Source organism: Vibrio rotiferianus CAIM 577 = LMG 21460, assembly GCF_002741985.1.
In the GTDB taxonomy this organism is placed as follows: Bacteria; Pseudomonadota; Gammaproteobacteria; order Enterobacterales; family Vibrionaceae; genus Vibrio; species Vibrio rotiferianus.
Genome location: NZ_APHW01000010.1, coordinates 43,463 through 64,630, shown reverse-complemented (window position 1 = coordinate 64,630; position 21,168 = coordinate 43,463). Strand labels below are relative to the sequence as shown.

Annotated in this window: 15 protein-coding genes and 2 pseudogenes; 11 read left to right on the top strand and 6 right to left on the bottom strand. The window is 44.6% G+C overall.

Annotation, left to right across the window (positions count from 1 at the left end):
• Nucleotides 1–184 precede the first annotated feature (184 nt).
• The 10 genes and pseudogenes from B853_RS04845 (at nt 185) to B853_RS26335 (ending at nt 13,155) form a co-directional block, all read left to right on the top strand.
• Complete coding sequence (locus B853_RS04845; protein WP_038887831.1) at nt 185–1,732, top strand: DUF3360 family protein; 1,548 nt, start codon at nt 185–187, stop codon at nt 1,730–1,732.
• 306 nt (nt 1,733–2,038) lie between these two features.
• Nucleotides 2,039–4,315 carry a formate C-acetyltransferase gene (gene pflB, locus B853_RS04840; protein WP_071235717.1) on the top strand — a complete coding sequence of 759 codons (2,277 nt, stop codon included), beginning with the start codon at nt 2,039–2,041 and terminating at the stop codon, nt 4,313–4,315.
• 151 nt (nt 4,316–4,466) lie between these two features.
• Entirely contained in the window at nt 4,467–5,444 is a 978-nt protein-coding gene (locus B853_RS04835) for a lipid A deacylase LpxR family protein (protein ID WP_038883835.1), read from the top strand.
• A 144-nt stretch (nt 5,445–5,588) separates the two neighbouring features.
• On the top strand, nt 5,589–6,329 hold the full coding sequence (gene pflA / locus B853_RS04830) for a pyruvate formate lyase 1-activating protein (protein WP_010447176.1): 741 nt from the start codon (nt 5,589–5,591) through the stop codon (nt 6,327–6,329).
• A 192-nt stretch (nt 6,330–6,521) separates the two neighbouring features.
• On the top strand, nt 6,522–7,187 hold the full coding sequence (locus tag B853_RS04825) for an energy-coupling factor ABC transporter permease (protein ID WP_010447174.1): 666 nt from the start codon (nt 6,522–6,524) through the stop codon (nt 7,185–7,187).
• A 158-nt stretch (nt 7,188–7,345) separates the two neighbouring features.
• Complete coding sequence (locus tag B853_RS04820; RefSeq protein WP_038883833.1) at nt 7,346–7,846, top strand: YfbU family protein; 501 nt, start codon at nt 7,346–7,348, stop codon at nt 7,844–7,846.
• A 488-nt stretch (nt 7,847–8,334) separates the two neighbouring features.
• Nucleotides 8,335–10,269, top strand: a complete 1,935-nt coding sequence (locus B853_RS04810) for a PrkA family serine protein kinase (RefSeq protein ID WP_038883832.1) — start codon at nt 8,335–8,337, stop codon at nt 10,267–10,269.
• 45 nt (nt 10,270–10,314) lie between these two features.
• A pseudogene (locus tag B853_RS04805) lies at nt 10,315–11,585 on the top strand (YeaH/YhbH family protein).
• Between the two features lie 11 nt (nt 11,586–11,596).
• Entirely contained in the window at nt 11,597–12,721 is a 1,125-nt protein-coding gene (locus tag B853_RS04800; RefSeq protein ID WP_249027395.1) for a SpoVR family protein, read from the top strand.
• Nucleotides 12,634–13,155 (top strand): SpoVR family protein, encoded by a 522-nt coding sequence (locus B853_RS26335; protein ID WP_249027394.1) that lies wholly within the window; start codon nt 12,634–12,636, stop codon nt 13,153–13,155. The genes B853_RS04800 and B853_RS26335 overlap by 88 nt, the downstream gene beginning before the upstream one ends.
• A gap of 82 nt (nt 13,156–13,237) precedes the next feature.
• Here B853_RS26335 and kdsB read toward each other — a convergent pair whose 3' ends face one another.
• The 5 genes and pseudogenes from kdsB to B853_RS04775 form a co-directional block, all read right to left on the bottom strand.
• Nucleotides 13,238–13,996 (bottom strand): 3-deoxy-manno-octulosonate cytidylyltransferase, encoded by a 759-nt coding sequence (gene kdsB, locus B853_RS04795; protein ID WP_038883829.1) that lies wholly within the window; start codon nt 13,994–13,996, stop codon nt 13,238–13,240.
• Nucleotides 13,996–14,175: a Trm112 family protein gene (locus tag B853_RS04790; RefSeq protein ID WP_005378451.1), complete on the bottom strand. Its 180-nt coding sequence runs from the start codon at nt 14,173–14,175 to the stop codon at nt 13,996–13,998. Before B853_RS04790 ends, kdsB begins: the two co-directional genes overlap by 1 nt.
• Complete coding sequence (gene lpxK, locus B853_RS04785) at nt 14,156–15,163, bottom strand: tetraacyldisaccharide 4'-kinase (RefSeq protein ID WP_038883828.1); 1,008 nt, start codon at nt 15,161–15,163, stop codon at nt 14,156–14,158. Before lpxK ends, B853_RS04790 begins: the two co-directional genes overlap by 20 nt.
• A 5-nt stretch (nt 15,164–15,168) precedes the next feature.
• Nucleotides 15,169–16,917 (bottom strand): lipid A ABC transporter ATP-binding protein/permease MsbA, encoded by a 1,749-nt coding sequence (msbA, locus tag B853_RS04780; RefSeq protein ID WP_010447147.1) that lies wholly within the window; start codon nt 16,915–16,917, stop codon nt 15,169–15,171.
• A gap of 31 nt (nt 16,918–16,948) precedes the next feature.
• A pseudogene (locus B853_RS04775) lies at nt 16,949–19,205 on the bottom strand (DNA internalization-related competence protein ComEC/Rec2).
• An 8-nt stretch (nt 19,206–19,213) separates the two neighbouring features.
• Between B853_RS04775 and B853_RS04770 the strand changes: the two are divergent.
• Nucleotides 19,214–19,723 carry a DUF2062 domain-containing protein gene (locus B853_RS04770; RefSeq protein ID WP_010447143.1) on the top strand — a complete coding sequence of 170 codons (510 nt, stop codon included), beginning with the start codon at nt 19,214–19,216 and terminating at the stop codon, nt 19,721–19,723.
• A gap of 199 nt (nt 19,724–19,922) precedes the next feature.
• On the opposite strand, the gene lolE is transcribed toward B853_RS04770, so the two are convergent.
• On the bottom strand, nt 19,923–21,167 hold the full coding sequence (gene lolE / locus B853_RS04765; RefSeq protein WP_038883826.1) for a lipoprotein-releasing ABC transporter permease subunit LolE: 1,245 nt from the start codon (nt 21,165–21,167) through the stop codon (nt 19,923–19,925).
• Nucleotide 21,168 lies beyond the last annotated feature (1 nt).

The following is a 21,168-nucleotide window of genomic DNA, read 5'->3' as shown; positions in this document are numbered from 1 at the left end:
TGTTAGACTCCGCCTCAATGGTGAGGAATTTTTTGTGCCTCAACACAACAGGTTATTAGCTATGCTTAGGCACGAGGTATGCGTGCAACAAAATCCTAATAATAGCTAGCATAGGAAGTACCGCAGGATGCGGATTTTAAAATTCAATTCAGAATTAATAACTTTTTAAACATATGAGGAATCTATGTCAGACGCAGTAAATAAAGCGCACTCTGATTCAGATATTGAGACAAAGAGCTACAAAGAGCTTCATCGTCCATCTTCTGAGTTCGCAAGCCGTTCAGACTACCTAGACCACGAACTGCAAATCATGAAGCCACGTCGCTTTGGCTTGAACTTGCCAGGTCGTGATTTCCGCTTTGAGCTTGAAGACCTTGTTCCAGCACTGGCTGGTACTATCGGTATTATCGCAATGTACTCTGCGGTAATGATGTCTTGGGCTGAAGGTCTTACTGCAGCATGGGACCACGTCAACTTAGGCAAAGATTTTGCTATCGAAGTTGCGCGTGTAGAAATGCTTATCCCTGCACTTCTTTTCTGTGTACTTGCTTCTGGTTTTATTAACCCTAAAGCCAACCTTGCGGGTAACCACGGTCCAATGATCCCTCTTATTGGTACCATCGCTCTAGCTGGTGCTCACCCTCTTGCATTGGCAATTCTAATCGGTGTATTCGGTCTTTTATTGAGTGCCTTGAAAGGTGGCTCTAAACTGGTGAACCTCACCTCAGAAGGTACGGCCGGTGGCTTGCTTATCTTCTTGGGCTTAACGGGTACCATGAGCCAGATCACTTCGATTCAAGATTGGGCAGTTGGCCTACAATCTTCTACCGTTGAAGCTGGCAGCATGGGTTACGTTGGTCTTATTGTACTAGCCGTCACTATCGCGCTATACGCATTCCTTGCAAAAGTAAACAAACGTTGGTTAGCAATCCCAGTGTGTGCTTTCACCGGTCTTGCGATCGCTCTAGTGCTAGGTGCTGGTTTCGATATTAAATTCGTCACTGAAACAGGTCTTCCTAACCTAAACCCAGTTTACTGGTGGGGCAGCACTGAAGAAGGTTGGATGCTAGGTCTTCCTAACATGGAACACTTCATCGCATCGCTACCATTTGCAATCCTTGCCGTGGCAATGTGGTCTCCTGACTTCCTAGGTCACCGTATCTTCCAAGAACTGAACTACCCTAAAAAGACTGAAAAAGTACTGATGGACGTTGATGACACGATGACTATGTGTTCTATCCGTCAGATGGTAGGTACAGCAGTAGGTGGTGGTAACATCACTTCATCTTGGGGTACTTACATGATCCCAGCAGCGATCGCAAAACGCCCTATCCCTGGTGGTGCTATCCTTCTAGGTCTTCTAGTTATGATCATCGCGATCCTTGGCTTCCCAATGGATATCGCGGTATGGCCACCAGTGATGCGTGTTGCTCTTCTAGTAGGTGTATCTCTACCGCTACTTGAAGCTGGTATGCAAATGGTAAAAGACTCGAAAGATTCTCAAGCTGCCGGTATCTGTATCTTCGGTTCAGCGGTTGTTAACCCTGTACTTGCTTGGGCACTAACTATGCTGCTAGACAACAACGGTCTAATTGGTGACAAAGAGCGTGCGGCTCGCCTTTCATTTGTCGACAAGATTGTGATCCCTGTAGGTGTACTGATTATCTGTTTGGTCGCTATGCTTGCAGTAGGTATGCTAGAAGGACAATATGGCATTAAAGCTTGGCTTTAATACCATCCTTTCAAAAAATGTGTGGGTAGCGCTTGTCGCTACCCCATTTTTATCGAGATTTTTTAGGATTTATTGATTTAGTTTAAGGTTTGCAAAAATTTTTTAGTGTAGCCTTGAATTGTGGTTGGGAAGAACCCACATTAGTACTAGTGACAATATTTATAGTTTTATTACCCAAATATTCTTATTTAAGACTATAAATATTGTTATTCATTAAGAGTGTACTGTTCTCCATGTAACAATGGAGATAGCTGGCTCAACGGCGAAGCAGTACGTATTTTTTTCTACTAAAAAGGTAGGTATGTCATGGCAGAGCAATTTGCTAAAGCTTGGGAAGGTTTTGCTGCAGGCGACTGGCAAAACGAAGTAAACGTTCGTGATTTCATTCAGAAGAACTACACTCCGTACGAAGGCGACGAATCTTTCCTAGTTTCTGAAGGTACTGAAGCGACTAACAAGCTTTGGGCTAAGGTAATGGAAGGTATCAAACAAGAGAACGCGACTCACGCTCCTGTTGATTTCGATACTTCAGTTATCTCTACCATCACTGCTCACGATGCAGGCTACATCGAAAAAGACCTAGAAACTATCGTAGGTCTACAAACTGAAGCTCCTCTTAAGCGTGCAATCATCCCTAACGGTGGTATCCGTATGGTTGAAGGTTCTTGCAAAGCTTACGATCGCGAGCTTGATCCACAAGTTAAGAAAATCTTCACAGAATACCGCAAAACACACAACGCTGGCGTATTCGATATCTACACTCCAGATATCCTAGCATGTCGTAAATCAGGCGTTCTAACTGGTCTTCCAGATGCTTACGGCCGTGGTCGTATCATCGGTGACTACCGTCGTGTTGCTCTTTACGGTATCGACCGTCTAATGAAAGACAAACTGGCTCAATTCAAGTCTCTACAAGAGCGTTTTGAGAACGGTGAAGATCTACAGATGACTATGCAGCTTCGCGAAGAAATCGCTGAGCAGCACCGTGCACTTGGCCAAATGAAAGTTATGGCTGAGAAATACGGCTGTGACATCTCTCGTCCAGCTGAAACAGCACAAGAAGCAATCCAATGGACTTACTTCGGTTACCTAGCAGCTGTTAAATCACAAAACGGCGCAGCTATGTCTCTAGGTCGTACTTCTACGTTCCTAGACGTGTACATCGAGCGTGATATTGCAGCAGGCAAGATCACTGAAGTTGATGCACAGGAAATGATCGACCACTTCGTAATGAAACTACGTATGGTTCGTTTCCTACGTACTCCTGAGTACGATGATCTATTCTCTGGCGACCCAATCTGGGCAACAGAGTCTATGGGTGGTATGGGTCTTGACGGTCGTACGCTAGTTACGCGTTCAAACTTCCGTTTCCTAAACTCTCTATACACAATGGGTCCTTCTCCAGAGCCAAACATCACTGTTCTTTGGTCTGAGCAGCTACCTGAAGGCTTCAAGAAGTTCTGTGCGAAAGTATCTATCGATACTTCATCAATCCAGTACGAGAACGACGATCTAATGCGTCCAGACTTCGAGTCTGATGATTACGCAATCGCATGTTGTGTATCTCCAATGATCATTGGTAAGCACATGCAGTTCTTCGGCGCTCGCGCTAACCTAGCTAAGACTCTTCTATACGTTATCAACGGCGGTGTGGATGAGAAACTGAAGATCCAAGTTGGTCCTCAAATGCCTAAGATCACTGACGAAGTTCTAGACTTCGACGATGTTTGGGGCAAACTAGACCACTTCATGGATTGGCTAGCTAAGCAGTACGTGACTGCACTAAACAGCATTCACTTCATGCACGACAAGTACAGCTACGAAGCTGCACTAATGGCTCTACATGACCGTGACGTTCGTCGTACTATGGCTTGTGGTATCGCTGGTCTATCTGTTGCTGCTGACTCACTATCTGCAATCAAATTCGCGAAAGTTAAACCAGTTCGTGACGAAGATGGCGTAGCAATCGACTTCGAAATCGAAGGCGACTACCCTAAATTCGGTAACAACGATGCTCGCGTAGATGATATCGCTTGTGAACTTGTTGAAGTATTCATGAACAAGATTCGTCAGCTTAAGACTTACCGTGATGCAATCCCAACTCAGTCTATCCTAACTATCACTTCAAACGTGGTATACGGTAAGAAGACTGGTAACACGCCTGACGGTCGTCGCGCAGGTGCTCCTTTCGCACCAGGTGCTAACCCAATGCACGGTCGTGACGAAAAAGGTGCTGTAGCGTCTCTAACGTCTGTAGGTAAACTACCGTTTGCTCACGCTAAAGATGGTATCTCTTACACGTTCTCTATCGTACCTAACGCTCTAGGTAAAGATGAAGGTTCACAACGCGCTAACCTAGCTGGTCTAATGGATGGTTACTTCCACCACGAATCTGGCATTGAAGGTGGTCAACACCTTAACGTGAACGTACTTAACCGCGAAACTCTAGAAGACGCTGTTAAGCACCCAGAGAAATACCCTCAGCTAACAATCCGTGTATCTGGTTACGCTGTACGCTTCAACTCTCTAACTGCAGAGCAACAAGCTGACGTAATCGCACGTACATTCACTGAGTCTCTATAAGACTCATTGAAGTAGCACTTTGAGTGATAACTGAAAGGCTGACGCAGCAATGCGTCAGCCTTTTTTATTATCTTGGTTCGAAGTTGTGACCCACCCTGAGATTTTCTAGCATAACTTGAGTATGATGCGGAAAATCCTCACAAAAACGCCTATGAAACTTAATAAATATATCATTGTGGCTTTGATAGCTTCTCCTGCCTTCGCTTCTTCTAAATCCACAGTTTCCTTCACGCTAGATAACGACGGAATATTTGGTGTGGACCAAGACTATACCAACGGTCTATTCCTCTCGTACGCTACCGAAAAGCTGCGTGAAGACTCAGAGTGGAAGTGGCTCACACTAAATGACAACAGCCAAAATAACGTAGACAAGATTGAAATCGTGCTCGGCCACAAAATGTATACTCCAAGTGACATTGAAGCTGACTACCCTCTCATTAATGATCGCCCTTACGCCGGTTACTTGCATACTGAAATCAACTATATCTCACTCACCCCTGACCAAGCGGTTCGCTATAACTTTACTATTGGCGCAACAGGTGAAAGCTCACTGTCTGAGAAAGCACAACAAATCGTTCACGGCATTACAGGCTCAACAGATCCTCAAGGCTGGGAGTATCAAATCGATGACGAAATTGCTTTTAGCGTTGGCTACCGTGCATTCAACAAACTGATGCGCAGTGAAGGTGAAAGCACACAGTGGGAGATCACCAATGTAAACGACATTAACGCGGGGAATTTCCGCAGCGATGTATCTCAAGGTGTAATATTCCGTTGGGGCACAAACCTAGGCAACAGCATTGGCGCCGCGAATATCAGTGTTGAAAGCCCATTCCACGCAAGTATGCTGGCCAAAAGCACCTCTAGCTGGTTCTTGTTTACCGGATTCGAAGGTCGCTACCGTTTCAATGACATTACCATTGAAGGTGACCGTTCTGCTCTTCCAGAGCCCTCTGAACAATATGATGTAACGTTACAGAACTGGCAAGCTAGCGCGGTTGCTGGCGCGACTTGGTACAATCAAAACTATGGCGCAAGCTTAACGTTCACGGTAAAAACACCTGATTACAAAGAAGCTCAAACCGACGTTTATGGCACCGGTTCTCTCTCGTTATTCGCCTTCTTCTAAATAAAACTCTAGATGCGGCGTGAGTGCATTCTTTCGCCGCTTTCTTTCCCCACTATATAGCTATCGAAAGCCCTCTTAGACTGTTTTAACCCTTCAATTTGTAATAAAATAACGGTCAGAATTTATTAAAAATGAGAGCAAAAGATGTCAACAACTGGTCGTATTCACTCATTTGAGTCATGTGGTACCGTAGACGGACCTGGTATTCGTTTTATCGTCTTCTTGCAAGGTTGCTTAATGCGCTGTAAGTATTGCCATAACCGTGATACATGGGATACTCATGATGGTAAAGAAGTGACGGTTGATGAAATTATTTCTGAAGCAAAAACCTACCGTCATTTCATGAACGCATCAGGTGGTGGCATTACTTGCTCTGGTGGCGAAGCAATGCTTCAACCAGAGTTCGTGCGTGATTTCTTCCGAGCTGCTCAAGCCGAAGGGATCCACACGTGTTTGGATACAAACGGCTACATTCGCAAGCATACTGACGTTATCGATGAAGTACTGGATGCGACAGACTTAGTCATGCTTGACCTAAAACACATGAAAGATGAGATCCACCAAGATTTTATCGGTGTGTCTAACCGTCGTGTTTTAGACTTTGCTCGTTACCTACATAAGATTGGTCAAAAGACTTGGATTCGTTATGTAGTGGTTCCTGGCTACACAGACGAACCAGAAGCAGCACACATGCTGGGCGAGTTCATTAAAGATATGGACAATATTGAGAAGGTAGAGCTTCTTCCTTACCACAAACTTGGTGCACATAAATGGGAAGCGTTGGGCATTGAATACCCACTTGAGGGTGTAAATCCACCATCAAAAGAGACAATGGATGAAATCCAGTCAATCCTTTCCCAATATCACGCAAATGTGAAATACTAAGTCATATCAGGTTATTGAATAGATTAAAAATACCAGCAACTTGCTGGTATTTTTTTACCTATACGTCGGCATATGTTTCGTACAAACTAGTCGAACTAACTAACAGGTTTTGTGCCCTATCCAACTCATGTTAGACGTATTAGGGATATTAAACAGTAAGTAAAGTTCACTGGAAAAGCGTTGGGACAACACATGGATTGGTTTAATTTCGTTTCGGTCATCATTGTTTGCTGGGTCGCTGTCGTTTATTGTCTACCCGATTGGCGAAAAGTCGTTTGGCCTAAAATGGAACAAGAGAAGCCATTTCAACACTTAGTCTTTGCAACTCTCTTCACTCTAAGTGTTTTATGGTCTGCACAAGCAGGCATAAAGGAAGGCCTACAGATACATTTTCTCGCTCTCACCACACTCACCATGATGTATGGCTGGCGCATGGCATTTTTGCTCTGTATTCCTGCCATGTTTATTAATCACCTGATTCATGGCATACCACTATCGATGTTACCGAGTACGCTTATACTTTCAGCATTGGCGCCAATACTAATTAGCTACTTCATTTTTCTACTTAGCTATCAATACCTTCCTCGAAACATATTTATCTTCATCTTTGTCGCTGGTTTTTTCAATGGCGCTCTTACTGGCAGTCTCCACCTACTGATAAACTCTTTTTATCATCTTTCTATGGGTCATTACGAGTGGCAAACTATCCAGCACAATTATTTCATTTTTGTCCCACTGCTTGCCTTCCCTGAAGGGCTTCTCAACGGAATGTCACTGGCTGTTTTGACGGTTTTCAAACCTGAATGGCTTAGGGTATTCTCAGACCGAGATTACATATACAACCATTACCATAAATAAGCTGTAATCACTCGTTAATACGGTGTTTGTAAACTGGCTAGATTCGATAATTCTTGCCATTTTTCATATTAAATATGTGTTGAGATCATGTTTCACCTTCGTCCGAAACGTTAACCTAAGCACATTAAAAATGTATTAGATTATTTAGTGAGGTCACCATGGAAATGTCAAACGCTCAACGTTTGATCCTATCAAACCAGTACAACCTAATGTCTCAGCTTGACCCTAACAACGCGGCTAAATACGAGCGTCTACAAACGATTGTGGAGCGTGGTTACGAGCTACAGATGCGCGAGTTGAACAAAGATTTTGGCTGCATAACTGAAACTGAATGTCGTGAAATCATCGACATCATGGAGATGTACCATGCAATGCAAGAGTCGCACAAAATGCTGGATGATGAAGAGCGTAGTAATGTAGATCAACGTCGTCTTCAATTTCTTGGCTTTGATATCGCAACGGAAGCACAACAAGTGCATTACGTACGCTTCCTAGTGGATTCAGAAGGTCTTTACCCTCAATTTGATAAAGCGGACCATCACTTCAATAGCCAAATGCCAATGCTAGACAAATACCGTCGCATGCTAAAAACTTGGCGCAACTGCCCTCGTCAATACCACTTGTGTGCAAACGAACTGGCGCAAATCTTTAGTGCATAATCCAGCAAGTATCTGAAAAGGAGAGCAAAGGCTCTCCTTTTTCTTTTCCCCTATCACAATTCAGCCTCATGCGTTAAGCACGCTTAAGTCTTTCATTCTCTGTAACTTGCACACAAATCACTAATCTCAGTGATTCAAAGCCACGTATCTGATTTCTATCGCTCCTATTCACAGCTCAAATTGTTAATTCTCTAAACAGTGATTCAAATGTCACTTTTGCAATAAATTCATAATTGTTAAGCAAAATTGGAAATCCCCGACTAGGCTTAGAAGGAGAAAGGGAGTGATTGAAAGGTACTTATCCATCGTTCTCAGTTGTTGTGAAATTTGTCCATAAAGCAAAGTCTTTGGTGTTGTTTAGCTGACCTAGAGTACAAACCAAACGTGATAATAGGACGTATAAGCTCATACAACGAAGAGCATATTGAAGGTGGGTAAGCCTGCGTCAACGTTCGTCGGTAGACTGACTAGTTAAAGGGGAAAGCGACATGAGTATTTTCGACCACTATCAATCAAGATATGAAGCTGCAAAAGATGAAGAGATGTCGTTACAGGATTTCTTAGCCCTGTGTAAAGACGACAAAAGCGCTTACGCGAATGCTGCAGAACGCCTACTTTTGGCTATCGGAGAGCCAGAAGTCATTGATACTGCCCAAGATCCAAGATTGAGCCGTATCTTCTCTAACCGTGTCATCTCGCGTTATGAAACCTTCAAAGACTTCTATGGTATGGAAGATGCGATTGAGCAGATTGTTTCTTATCTCAAGCATGCTGCACAAGGTCTGGAAGAACGCAAACAAATCCTATACCTACTCGGCCCTGTCGGTGGTGGTAAGTCATCTCTTGCCGAAAAACTGAAAGCATTGATGGAAAACATGCCTATTTATGTTTTGAGCGCAAATGGCGAACGAAGCCCAGTAAACGACCATCCATTCTGTCTATTTAATCCAGTTGAAGATGGGGAGATTCTTAAAAAAGAATATGGTATTGAACATCGGTACTTGCGGTCAATCATGTCTCCTTGGGCTGCAAAGCGTTTACACGACTTTGGCGGGGACATCACCAAGTTTAAAGTACTCAAGGTGCGTCCATCCATCTTGGATCAAGTTGGTATCGCAAAAACCGAACCGGGTGATGAAAACAACCAAGACATTTCGTCCCTAGTTGGTAAGGTCGATATTCGTCAGTTAGAGCATTACTCACAAGACGATCCAGATGCCTACAGCTACTCTGGCGCGCTGTGTAAAGCGAACCAAGGCTTGATGGAATTCGTTGAGATGTTCAAAGCGCCAATCAAGGTGCTACACCCACTCTTGACTGCGACTCAGGAAGGCAACTTCAACGGAACTGAAGGTCTATCGGCGATTCCATTCGACGGTATGATTCTGGCGCACTCAAATGAATCTGAGTGGCAAACCTTCCGCAATAACAAGAACAACGAAGCGTTCTTGGACCGTGTTTACATTGTGAAAGTGCCTTACTGTCTACGAGTGTCGGAAGAAGTGAAGATCTACCAGAAACTGCTTGAAAACAGTGAACTGTCTAAAGCACCTTGTTCACCAAGCACACTCGAAACTCTTGCTCAATTCAGTATTCTTTCACGACTGAAAGACCCTGAAAACTCATCCATCTTCTCGAAAATGCGTGTATACGATGGCGAAACGCTGAAAGACACCGATCCAAAAGCGAAGAGTTATCAAGAATACCGTGACTATGCAGGTGTTGATGAAGGAATGAACGGTCTATCAACCCGTTTTGCATTTAAGATCTTGTCTCGCGTATTCAACTTCGACCAAACAGAAGTAGCAGCGAACCCTGTTCACCTATTCTATGTAATTGAACAGCAAGTAGAGCGTGAGCAATTCCCTTCTGAAATTGCTGAGAAATACCTTGAATTCTTGAAGGGCTATCTAGTACCTCGTTATGTAGAGTTCATTGGTAAAGAAGTTCAGACTGCATACCTCGAATCCTACTCTGAGTATGGTCAAAATATCTTCGACCGCTACGTCACTTATGCCGACTTTTGGATTCAAGACCAAGAGTACCGTGACCCAGAAACTGGTCAGCTATTCGACCGAGCATCTTTAAACGCAGAACTAGAGAAGATCGAGAAAACGGCTGGCATCTCTAACCCTAAAGATTTCCGAAATGAAATCGTCAACTTTGTGCTTCGTGCGAAAGCCAATAACAATGGTCAAAACCCAGTTTGGACCAGCTACGAAAAACTGCGCACGGTAATCGAGAAAAAAATGTTCTCCAATACTGAAGAGCTACTTCCGGTTATCTCGTTCAATGCGAAAACCTCTTCTGAAGATCAGAAGAAGCACGACGACTTTGTCGCTCGCATGATGGAAAAAGGCTATACCGAGAAACAGGTTCGCCTACTTTCTGAGTGGTACCTACGAGTACGTAAGTCATCCTAACTAGTTTGAGTTAGGTCGCTTGTGAAACATGAAGAGGGCTATTTCATGGCGCAATTTATAGACCGAAGGCTCAATGGCAAAAACAAGAGCGCTGTTAATCGACAGCGCTTCTTGAAGCGCCATAGAGAGCAGATTAAAGAGTCGGTAGCTGACGCAGTGAATCGACGCTCGATCACGAACACGGAAACGGGCGAAGACGTCTCTATACCGCACAAAGACATCAATGAACCTATGTTTCATCAGGGTAAAGGAGGCGTGCGCGACCGCGTGCACCCTGGTAACGACCAATTTATCACTGGTGACAAGATCGAACGCCCGAAAGGCGGTGGCCAAGGCGGCGGTGCTGGTGAAGGCAATGCCAGCCCCGACGGCGAAGGCCAAGATGAGTTCGTTTTTCAAATTTCAAAAGATGAATACCTCGATATCTTGTTTGAAGATTTAGAGCTACCGAATCTTGAGAAAAACCAAATTGCCAAAATCACAGAATGGAAAACACACCGAGCAGGTTATCAAACGGCAGGTATTCCATCCAACATTGCCGTTGTTCGTTCACTGCAACAGTCGTTGGCACGTCGCACCGCCATGACAGCAGGTAAGAAACGCCTTCTTCATGAATTAGAAGAAGAGCTTGTCCGAATCAAAAACATCGAGCCAGCTCAACAGCTTGAAGAAAATCGTCTTAAGAAAGAAATTGAGGATCTGCGTAAGAAAATAGAAAGCGTACCCTTCATTGACACTTTCGACTTACGTTTTAAGAACTATGAGAAACGCCCTGTTCCGTCGAGCCAAGCAGTGATGTTCTGTCTGATGGATGTGTCCGGTTCTATGGACCAAGCCACCAAAGATATTGCAAAGCGCTTCTACGTGCTTCTGTACCTGTTCTTAACACGTACCTACGAGAACGTTGAAGTCGTCTTCATTCGTCACCACACCCAAGCGAAAGAAGTCGATGAACATGAGTTTTTCTATTCGCAAGAAACTGGCGGGACAATTGTATCAAGTGCGCTCAAGTTGATGAACGAGATCGTCCAAGACCGCTATCCCGTGGGCCAATGGAACATCTATGCTGCCCAGGCATCTGACGGTGATAACTGGCTGATGACTCGCCTCGTTGCCGTGATTTACTTGTGAATAAATTGCTTCCGAATTGTCAGTATTACTCATACATTGAAATCACACGACGCTCACACCAAACGCTGTGGCATGAATATGAAAAACTTTCAGAAGAATTTCCAAACTTCGCCATGAAAAATATCCGCTCTGTGGAGGATATCTTCCCAGTCTTTCGTGAACTATTCAAAAAAGAAACGGCGTAAGGAGGTGGGCAATGAACACTGCAACAACAAACCTTTCGGGAAAAGCCTCGAAGAAGCGCAGAGAGAATATGCTGCCAGATGGTCCAGACTGGACCTTTGAGCTGCTTGAGCGTTACCACAAAGAAATCAAGCGTGTCGCGGAGCATTACCGTCTCGATACCTACCCTAACCAAATTGAGGTGATTACCTCAGAGCAAATGATGGACGCGTACTCAAGTATCGGTATGCCCATCAACTACAATCACTGGTCGTTTGGTAAAAAGTTCATACAAACAGAGCAGAACTATAAGCACGGTCAGATGGGGTTGGCTTACGAGATCGTCATTAACTCCAACCCATGTATTGCCTACTTGATGGAAGAGAACACCATCACCATGCAGGCGCTTGTTATCGCTCACGCATGTTATGGGCACAACTCGTTCTTTAAAGGCAATTACCTGTTCCAAACTTGGACCGATGCAAGTTCGATCATTGATTATCTTCTGTTCGCAAAGAATTATATTGCGGAATGTGAAGAGCGATATGGCGTGCACGAAGTCGAACAATTGCTCGATTCTTGCCATGCACTCATGAACTTTGGTGTAGACCGCTACAAACGTCCGGAAAAGATTTCGATCAATGAGGAGAAAGCTCGCCAGGAAGAGCGTGAAGCTTACCTGCAATCTCAGGTTAACGAACTTTGGCGTACAGTGCCACAATCCAAAACCAAAGAAGAAGACATGAAGGTCCGCTTCCCTAGTGAACCCCAAGAGAACCTGCTCTACTTCTTTGAAAAACACGCTCCATTGCTTGAGCCTTGGCAACGTGAGATTGTTCGTATCGTGCGTAAGGTAAGCCAATACTTTTATCCACAGAAACAAACTCAAGTAATGAACGAAGGCTGGGCAACGTTCTGGCACTATACCATTCTCAATCATCTCTATGATGAAGGTTTGGTTTCTGAGAGGTTCATTCTCGAGTTTCTACACAGCCATACAAGCGTGGTCGCACAACCGCCATACAATAGCCCTTACTTCAACGGTATCAACCTTATGCACTTGGTTTTGCGATGTTTCGAGATATCAAACGCATCTGTGAAGAGCCGACAGACGAGGACAAAGAGTGGTTCCCAGAATTGGCAGGAACAGACTGGTTAGATGCGGTTCACTTTGCCATGCATAACTTTAAGGACGAGAGCTTTATTAGCCAATACTTGTCACCGAAGCTCATGCGCGACTTTAAGCTCTTTGCGATTAATGATGATGACCGGAAAAACTTCATCGAAGTTGCCGCTATTCATGATGAAATGGGTTACAAACGCATTAGGGAAACCCTCGCTGCGCAATATAACTTGGCAAATCTGGAGCCCAATATTCAAGTCTTCAACGTTGACGTTCGTGGTGATCGCTCTTTAACACTGCAATATATTCCTCACAACCGAATTCCTCTTGATAGCAGTTATGACGAGGTATTAAAGCATGTTTATCGCTTATGGGGCTTTGACGTAATTCTCGAGGAAGTGAAAGACACCGGACACAGAGAGATCCTCTCAACTTGTCCAAAACGGAATCAGTACGATACCAATATCTAACCTATACGACATCTAAGCTAACATACCGACAAAAAAGGCTCCTCGATGAGGAGCCTTTCTAATTTGGAAAACAATACCGAGCTTATTGTGCTTGCTTAGCAACAATGGCGCGTACCGCTTCTAAATCTTCTGGAGTATCCACACCGGCTGCTGGTGCTTCTTTTGCGACTTCAACGTGAATCTTTTCGCCATACCAAAGCACGCGAAGCTGCTCCAGACACTCAATTTGCTCAAGTGCACTTGGCTGCCAATTCACGTAAGTATTAATGAAACCCGCTCGGTAAGCGTAGATACCGATGTGGCGCATCAATGGGTTCGCGATCGTTTTTTCTTGCTTGGCAAAGTTGTCACGATCCCACGGAATCGTTGCTCGGCTAAAGTACATAGCATAGCCACGCTCATCCGCCACTACTTTTACCGCATTCGGGTTGAAGACTTCTTCTTCCGATTCGATCTCAACCGCAAGCGTTGCCATTGGCGCATCACAACCCGCTAAGTTGTCAGCCACTTGACGAATAATAGACGGTGGAATCAATGGCTCATCACCCTGAACATTGACCACGATATGATCTGCCGGGATAGCCATCTTTTCTACCACTTCTGCTAAACGCTCGGTTCCAGATTCATGATTTGGAGAAGTCATGCAAACTTTACCACCAAACTGCTCTACCGCTACAGATACGCGCTCATCATCCGTCGCGATAATCACATCTTCAGCACCCGCCTGTAGCGCTTGCTCATAGACCCACTGGATCATTGGCTTACCACCAATGTCTGCCAATGGCTTACCGGGTAACCGGCTCGACGCGTAGCGCGCAGGAATGACAACCGTAAAAGACATTAGCGTCCCTCATCCATGCTCATGGTTCGTGCTTCTGGCTCAAGCAGAACAGGAATACCTTCTTTGATTGGGTAAGCAAGGCGATCCAGTTTGCAGATCAACTCTTGATTATCTTTATCGTACGTCAGCTTACCTTTGCACACAGGGCAAGCTACAATCTCAAGCAGACGGTGATCCATAAGTCGCTTTAACCTCTTTTATTCGATTTAAAATTCGTTCTGCATCGTTTGATTCAAACTGTGCAGAAACGGGCAGATACCACCAATTGTCTTGCGCATAACTGTCGCATTTGACGGCATCTTTTTCTGTCATAATCACATTAGCTCCTTGTTGAGCCAATGCTTGTAATTCTTGCTGGTCAAAGTCTTGATGATCGGCAAAGCCTTTCGTCACTTTGACGTCTGCATTCATTGCATTAAGTGTATTAAAAAATCGTGGTGGATGCCCTATCCCCGCAAACGCAACAAGATCGTTTAACTCGCTCACCTCGACTTGTTGTTTTGTCTTCAGGTTTATCGCCTTTGATGGCGCTAAAGACATTGGCATTTCGCCTTGCTGAGCTTGACCGCCATTCGTGATGATAAAGTCGACTTCAGCAAGACGCTCTACCCCTTCACGAAGTGGACCTAGTGGAATAAGGCTTTCATTGCCAAAGCGGCGATTACCATCAACGATAACGAGCTCGATATCTCGCTCTAGAGCGTAATGCTGGAGGCCATCGTCAGTAATAATGATATCAACGCCAGTTTCAAGCAATGCTTTCACCGCATTGGCACGAACCGGGTCTACAGCGACAGGCGCACCAGTGCGACGGTAAATCAGCTTCGGCTCGTCACCACAGTGTTTCGCTGGTGTATTGTCATCCAAAACAAGCGGGTACTGCGGCGCTTTCGCCCCATAACCACGAGACACAACGCCCGGTTTGTAACCAAGCTGTTGTAATTGCTCCACCAGCCACACAACAACTGGTGTTTTTCCATTGCCCCCAGCTGTGATGTTACCAACCACTACTACAGGCACTGGCGCTTTGTAAGCTTGTTTTTTACCTGATTGATATTGTTGACGCTTAGATTTACTGAACGCACCAAACAACAAGCTCAGTGGCCACAAAAGCGGCCACAGCAGGTATTTGAGAGGATGGTTTTCGAACCAGATTTTTTCAACCACAGCTCTTAGGCACCAAATTGGATTCGATGAAGTTGAGCGTATGCTCCGTCTTTAGCAATCAAATCAGCATGGTTACCACGTTCAACGATCGCACCTTCATCCACCACTAGGATTTCATCAGCATTCTCAATCGTTGACAGTCGGTGTGCAATCACCAATACAGTTTTGTCTTTCTGTAGTTCATCCAGAGCAGATTGGATTGCACGTTCAGACTCGGTATCTAGAGCAGACGTTGCCTCATCAAGAATCAGAACTGGCGCGTCACGTAATAAAGCTCGAGCAATGGCTACACGTTGACGCTGACCACCGGAAAGGCTTGCACCGTTCTCACCAATCATGGTGTCCAAGCCGTTTTCCATTTTGCTGATAAATTCCATTGCATGGGCAAGCTTGGCTGCTTTTTCAATATCTTCACGAGTGTATTGCTCTTCCGTCGCATACGCGATGTTGTTTGCAATCGTATCGTTGAACAAATGCACGTTTTGAGAAACCAGAGCAAACTGCTCACGTAAATTTTTTAGTTCATAGTCACGAATGTCATGGTCATCAAGTGTTATAGAACCACCGCTAACGTCGTAGAAACGATTGAACAAATTCGCAATGGTACTCTTACCTGAGCCAGAACGACCAACCAAAGCCACCGTCTTACCACGGGGAATATCAAAGCTCACGTTGTCAAGCGCTGGTTTTTCCGCACCTTCGTATGTAAAACTGACGTCTTTCACTGCAACATCACCTTTCGCACGTTCTACAGTGAACTTACCTTCGTTCTTCTCAGGCTCTAGGTCTACCAGGGCAAACAAGGTTTGGCTCGCTGCCATACCGCGTTGGAACTGTGAGGTTACGTTTGTTAGCGCTTTAAGTGGACGCATTAGACCAAACATTGCTGAGAATACAACAGTAAACGTACCCGGAGTCAGTTGCTCTTTGATTGAATCAATACTTGCTAGGTATAGCACCACGACTATTGCAATAGACGCGATCATCTGAATGATTGGGTTTGCCGCCGCTTGGGCCGTTACCAACTTCATGTTTTGCTGTCGCATTTGATTACTTACAATATCAAAACGTTGACGTTCAATATCTTGGCCACCGTAGCTAAGTACGACTTTGTGGCCTTTCAGCATTTGCTCTGCGGAAGCCGTCACGTGCCCCATCATGGTCTGCATGTTTTTTGAAATTTTTCTGAATCGCTTAGAAACAACACCAATGCCCCAAGCAACTACGGGAGCAACAGCAAACAGCACCAATGATAGCTGCCAGCTGTTGTAGAACATCAACACAAGAAGACCGATGATGCTCGCACCTTCACGTACGATGCTCACCAATGCTTGGCTGGTTGCTGCAGACACTTGTTCAGAATCATAAGTAATGCGTGACAACAAGTTACCCGTTTTTTCTTTGTCGAAATATGAGACCGGCATATGCATAAAATGGTTAAAAACCATTCTACGAATATGCATCACAACATTCGACGACACCCAGCTTAAGCAATATGTGGAAACAAACCCACTCACACCACGAATAAACATCATCGCAAAAACGATAAGTGGAAGTGTGCGTAAGAAGTCAGACTCTGCGCTGCCAAAACCTTCGTCTAATAGAGGCTTAAGCAATGAAATCATATAGGTATCAGAAACGGCATTGATGACCAATGCAACAACGGCTACGGCAAGTCCTGATTTGTAAAGGCGAATAAATTGCCACAGACGCTTAAACGTCTGCCAGGTCGTTTCATCAGTATTTATCGACATAGAAGTGCTTTATTTTCTTAGATTAAGACTCTTATTCTACTCCCTTACGCAGCATCTGCCTATACCAAGGCTCAAACATCTTGTTACGTTGAGTTTTTAATCGCCAAAAATCCCGCCATACATAAATACTCACCTGCCCAGATTCTCCAGTATCAAACCATGATGTGCCCAAAGACGTGTAGGCCTGCTGTACAGATGGGGATGGCATCCCCCACCTATTATTTCTAGCCAAAGAAGCGATGGCTATTTGAGGGTTTATTGCTTCAATAAACTTGGGATTAGAAGAGCTTTTACTGCCATGGTGGGGGACAATCACGATATCACTATCTAACAGTTCTGGTCGTCTGATTAAAATCCATTCACTAATGGCCTCAATATCTCCGGTTAGTAAAATTCGAAAGTTAGAAACAGGATCAACGACCCTAATGACGCACGAGTGAGGGTTAAAAGCACGCCTTACTAATTTAGGTGGCCAGATTGCTTCAAACTTCACCCCTTGCCAATACCAGGCTTCGCCCTCGATACAAGGAAGATAATCCGGCAGAAGCTGACTACTGAACTTATCATTAGGTTCAAAATTCTCTTCTAAGAACCTCCTTCCTCCTGCGTGGTCATCATCCAAATGACTTAGGATCAAAGCGTCAATTTGAGAATGCCCTTTTGAATGTAGGATAGGCGAGATAACTCTTTCAGCAATGCTCCCCCCCACTCCATGATTTCCCCGTATCATAGAGCAATGCCTTACCGTCTTTCTCAAGCAACACTGATAGCCCGTGGCCCACATCTAAAACATCAACACGCCAATAGTACTGTTTAAAGGGAAAGACGAGATAGAGCGTGGCAATACCGATGATGAGTAGGATGCTATTTACAGTAAGAAAACGAAGCCCAAATGAGCAAAACAATATCAACGTTATAAGAATAAGTGAGTCATCACTAACAGCAAACCAAGTTTCCTCAGCCAATCCTAACGCCCAATTTAGAGGCCAAAGTACCCCATCGACGAATATCCATACCCAACTAAAAACATCTGCGGTCAAGCAGGTGAAAAGTAGCGCTATAAATATCATAGGAACCACAACCAGGCTAAACCAAGGGATAAAAATCAGATTAAAAAGGGGAGATACTGCGCTAAAACCTGAAAAAAAGTAGCCGCTAATTGGCAAAATGAACAGCGACAGAGCAAGTTGAACTGCGATGATATGCTTTAAAATGTTAAGCCAACTATATTGGTTCATCCAAACAATATTAAGTACAACAAGCACCGCAACTACCGATAAGTAAGACAACCAAAAACTGCTACCTAGGAAAGAAAACGGCTCGACTAAAAGTTGCCCACTAATGGCGAGCAGTAAAATCCTCCAACTTGGCCAATGCAGTTTATGGTACTTAAGAAACAAATAGATCGCGCATACACTTAGGGCGCGCACAGTTGGCAACGAAAAATCAGCAAGCCAAGAATAAGCAACAGCGAAAACTAGCCCAAAGATGTAGGGCAAATGATTAGCCCACGGAATTGCAAGACGAAACAAAAAGCCAAGAAAACAGCCAAATGAGAGCGCCATGCCAATGTGTAAACCAGAAATGGATACTAGATGAATAAGTCCACTGTCTCGCAAGCTTTTCCATAAGTCGGGAGTAAGTAATGAGCGATCGCTGTAACTCAGAGCTCTTATTAAAGGTTCATTATATAAACCTGCAATACTGGCGTTAATACGCGCGATGAGTGTTTGTCTGAGAGCGCTTTTTGAGCGAACAATCCAGCGACTGTCTTTCATCGAAGTCGCTCTTGCCACAACCCCCTGACTTAAAGAAAAGTTTTCTGAATCAAAACCAACCTCGTTTTTTAAGCCCGTAATCGGCTTTAACTCTACTTCCGCCTTAATTTCACTGTTAACACCAAGTGGAATTGAGGTTATCAACCGAACTTTTGGTTTAAAAAATGGTAAGAGAGATTGAGAATTTACGTGGCTAACAACGACAATTCCTTCATATCCGTGACTTATTTGCGTAAAAGGGCTGTCAACTTTGCCATTTATGGTAATATTCACCCCTGCTTTAAACAGGGCTTGTTTTTGTTGTTCCATGACATTGCCATGGGCAATAACCACCATACAGCCCCAAATTACGCCAATGCACATTAAGCCTCGACGTAGTTTGATTATTGAGCCAACGGCAAAAATACCCAGCAGCAACCAATGCCAACTCGGCATCATCGGCCACCACGCAGATGAAAAAACGCTTGCTACAAATAACGCCAAGGCCAAACTTTTTTCTGAGAGAGTCATGTCGTCCTATGCCTAGAAAGCTGATAAAACGCTTCATGCCAGATCATGAAATGATCAAGCGCCAAAAAGCACTGAAAGTCTTCGGCAACGTTTTATACAATCCAAACTTATGGTGTCTAAATCGTCGCTCTGCATCAGGTGCTTTTGCTGTTGGTCTGTTTATGGCGTTTGTTCCGCTTCCGAGTCAGATGATCATGGCTGCAGGTCTTGCCATCATGCTTGGTGTCAACTTGCCTCTATCCGTAGCACTTGTCTGGATCAGTAACCCAATTACTATGCCAGTACTGTTCTACTTTGCTTATAAGCTTGGTGCATTGGTCATGCACGTACCACCACAGCCTTTCCACTTTGAACTGTCGTGGGAATTCATCATGGAGCAAATGAACACCATTGGGCCTCCATTTTTACTTGGTTGTGCCATTTGTGGTGTTGGTTCTGCCATTATTGGCTACTTTGGTATTCGCGGACTTTGGCGTTACTCAGTAGTAAGAAGCTGGCAAAAACGTAAGATACGATAAGTACTTATTCTTCAATTGGCAGGTTGCAAAGCATCGAATGGAAAACGCTTAACGTTCGGCGTGAAAGGTGTTGTAACTCAAGTATGAAAGCTACCGAGCCACAGCAGAGATGATAGTTAGATTGCAGATAAAAGAAAGGACCGAGATTCGGTCCTTTTTTGTGTCAGTTAGTTACCAGCGCTTCGCTAAGTTCTATCAACTACTTTGAACTCAATACCGCAGCTGGATTAAGTTTCGCCGCGCGGGATGCAGGGTACCATGTCGCTAGCAAGCTAAGCACAATCGCCGTAATTGAAACCAAAGCAACATCAGGCCAATGCAATTGTGATGGTAAGAAGTCGACAAAGTAGATATCTCCCGAAAGGAATTGGTGACCAATCAAAGCTTCTAGCCCTTTGATGATTGGAGTGAGATTTAACGCAACAAGAACACCAACCACACTGCCAGCAAGACTGCCAAATACACCCGAGAACACGCCTTGCCACACAAAGATACGCTTAATCAAACCATCCTTTGCGCCCATAGTACGAAGAATCGCAATCTCGGCAGCGCGATCTTTCACCGCCATCATTAGTGTCGATACGATGTTGAAACACGCCACACCTATGACCAATACCATCACCAAGTACATGATGGTACGAACGAGCTGAATATCGCGATACAAGAAGCCGAACTGTTGTTGCCAACTTTTCAGGTAAACATACACATCAATCAGGCTACCCACTTCACGCACAATGGAAGGCGCGTTAAGTACATCATCGGTTTTAAGCGAAATACCCGTGACACCATCACCCAAGCGCGCATAAGCTTGTGCATCCTCCAGAGGCACTAAAGCCAATGAGTGATCGATTTGACCATTAAGAGTCAAAAATCCAGCCACCTTAACGCGAACTCGTTTTGGTGCTTGAACCTTATTAGTGCTGCTAGTCTGGGGAATCATCAAAGTAATGTAATCACCTACATCTACTTTAAGCTCATTCGCCACACCACGGCCTAAGATCACTTGCTGTTGGCCCGCATAAAAGTTTTGCCATGCTTCTGGGTCAATGAACTCCGACATGCTCGACACCGCTTGTTCAAAAGCAGGATCCACACCGCGCACTTCAATCGCCTTAAGCTTACTGCCCTTCTCTGCCAAGCCAGTAAATCGAACATAAGGCGCCGCTGCGACAACGTGTTCATGCTTCAAGGCTTGGTTCATGGTCTTGGTGTAGTTATGTAGCGGACCGTTTACCCCTTCTAACTCCCCATGTGGGATTACCGATAAAACACGTGACTGTAGCTCACGCTCAAAACCGTTCATAGCGGATAGACCTATAATGATCACCGCAACACCAACCGCAATACCAATGGTGGAAGAGAGGGAAATGAACGACACCATCTTGTTGCGCTTTTTCGCGCGACTAAAACGGCCACCGATCATCAATGCTAAAGATGAAAACAAA

Excerpts from the sequence above, each read along its gene's own strand:
- B853_RS04845 (WP_038887831.1), top strand. The coding sequence starts at position 185 with ATGTCAGACGCAGTAAATAAAGCGCACTCTGATTCAGATATTGAGACA.
- pflB (WP_071235717.1), top strand. The coding sequence starts at position 2,039 with ATGGCAGAGCAATTTGCTAAAGCTTGGGAAGGTTTTGCTGCAGGCGAC.
- B853_RS04835 (WP_038883835.1), top strand. The coding sequence starts at position 4,467 with ATGAAACTTAATAAATATATCATTGTGGCTTTGATAGCTTCTCCTGCC.
- pflA (WP_010447176.1), top strand. The coding sequence starts at position 5,589 with ATGTCAACAACTGGTCGTATTCACTCATTTGAGTCATGTGGTACCGTA.
- B853_RS04825 (WP_010447174.1), top strand. The coding sequence starts at position 6,522 with ATGGATTGGTTTAATTTCGTTTCGGTCATCATTGTTTGCTGGGTCGCT.
- B853_RS04820 (WP_038883833.1), top strand. The coding sequence starts at position 7,346 with ATGGAAATGTCAAACGCTCAACGTTTGATCCTATCAAACCAGTACAAC.
- B853_RS04810 (WP_038883832.1), top strand. The coding sequence starts at position 8,335 with ATGAGTATTTTCGACCACTATCAATCAAGATATGAAGCTGCAAAAGAT.
- B853_RS04800 (WP_249027395.1), top strand. The coding sequence starts at position 11,597 with ATGAACACTGCAACAACAAACCTTTCGGGAAAAGCCTCGAAGAAGCGC.
- B853_RS26335 (WP_249027394.1), top strand. The coding sequence starts at position 12,634 with ATGTTTCGAGATATCAAACGCATCTGTGAAGAGCCGACAGACGAGGAC.
- kdsB (WP_038883829.1), bottom strand. The coding sequence starts at position 13,996 with ATGTCTTTTACGGTTGTCATTCCTGCGCGCTACGCGTCGAGCCGGTTA.
- B853_RS04790 (WP_005378451.1), bottom strand. The coding sequence starts at position 14,175 with ATGGATCACCGTCTGCTTGAGATTGTAGCTTGCCCTGTGTGCAAAGGT.
- msbA (WP_010447147.1), bottom strand. The coding sequence starts at position 16,917 with ATGTCGATAAATACTGATGAAACGACCTGGCAGACGTTTAAGCGTCTG.
- B853_RS04770 (WP_010447143.1), top strand. The coding sequence starts at position 19,214 with ATGCCTAGAAAGCTGATAAAACGCTTCATGCCAGATCATGAAATGATC.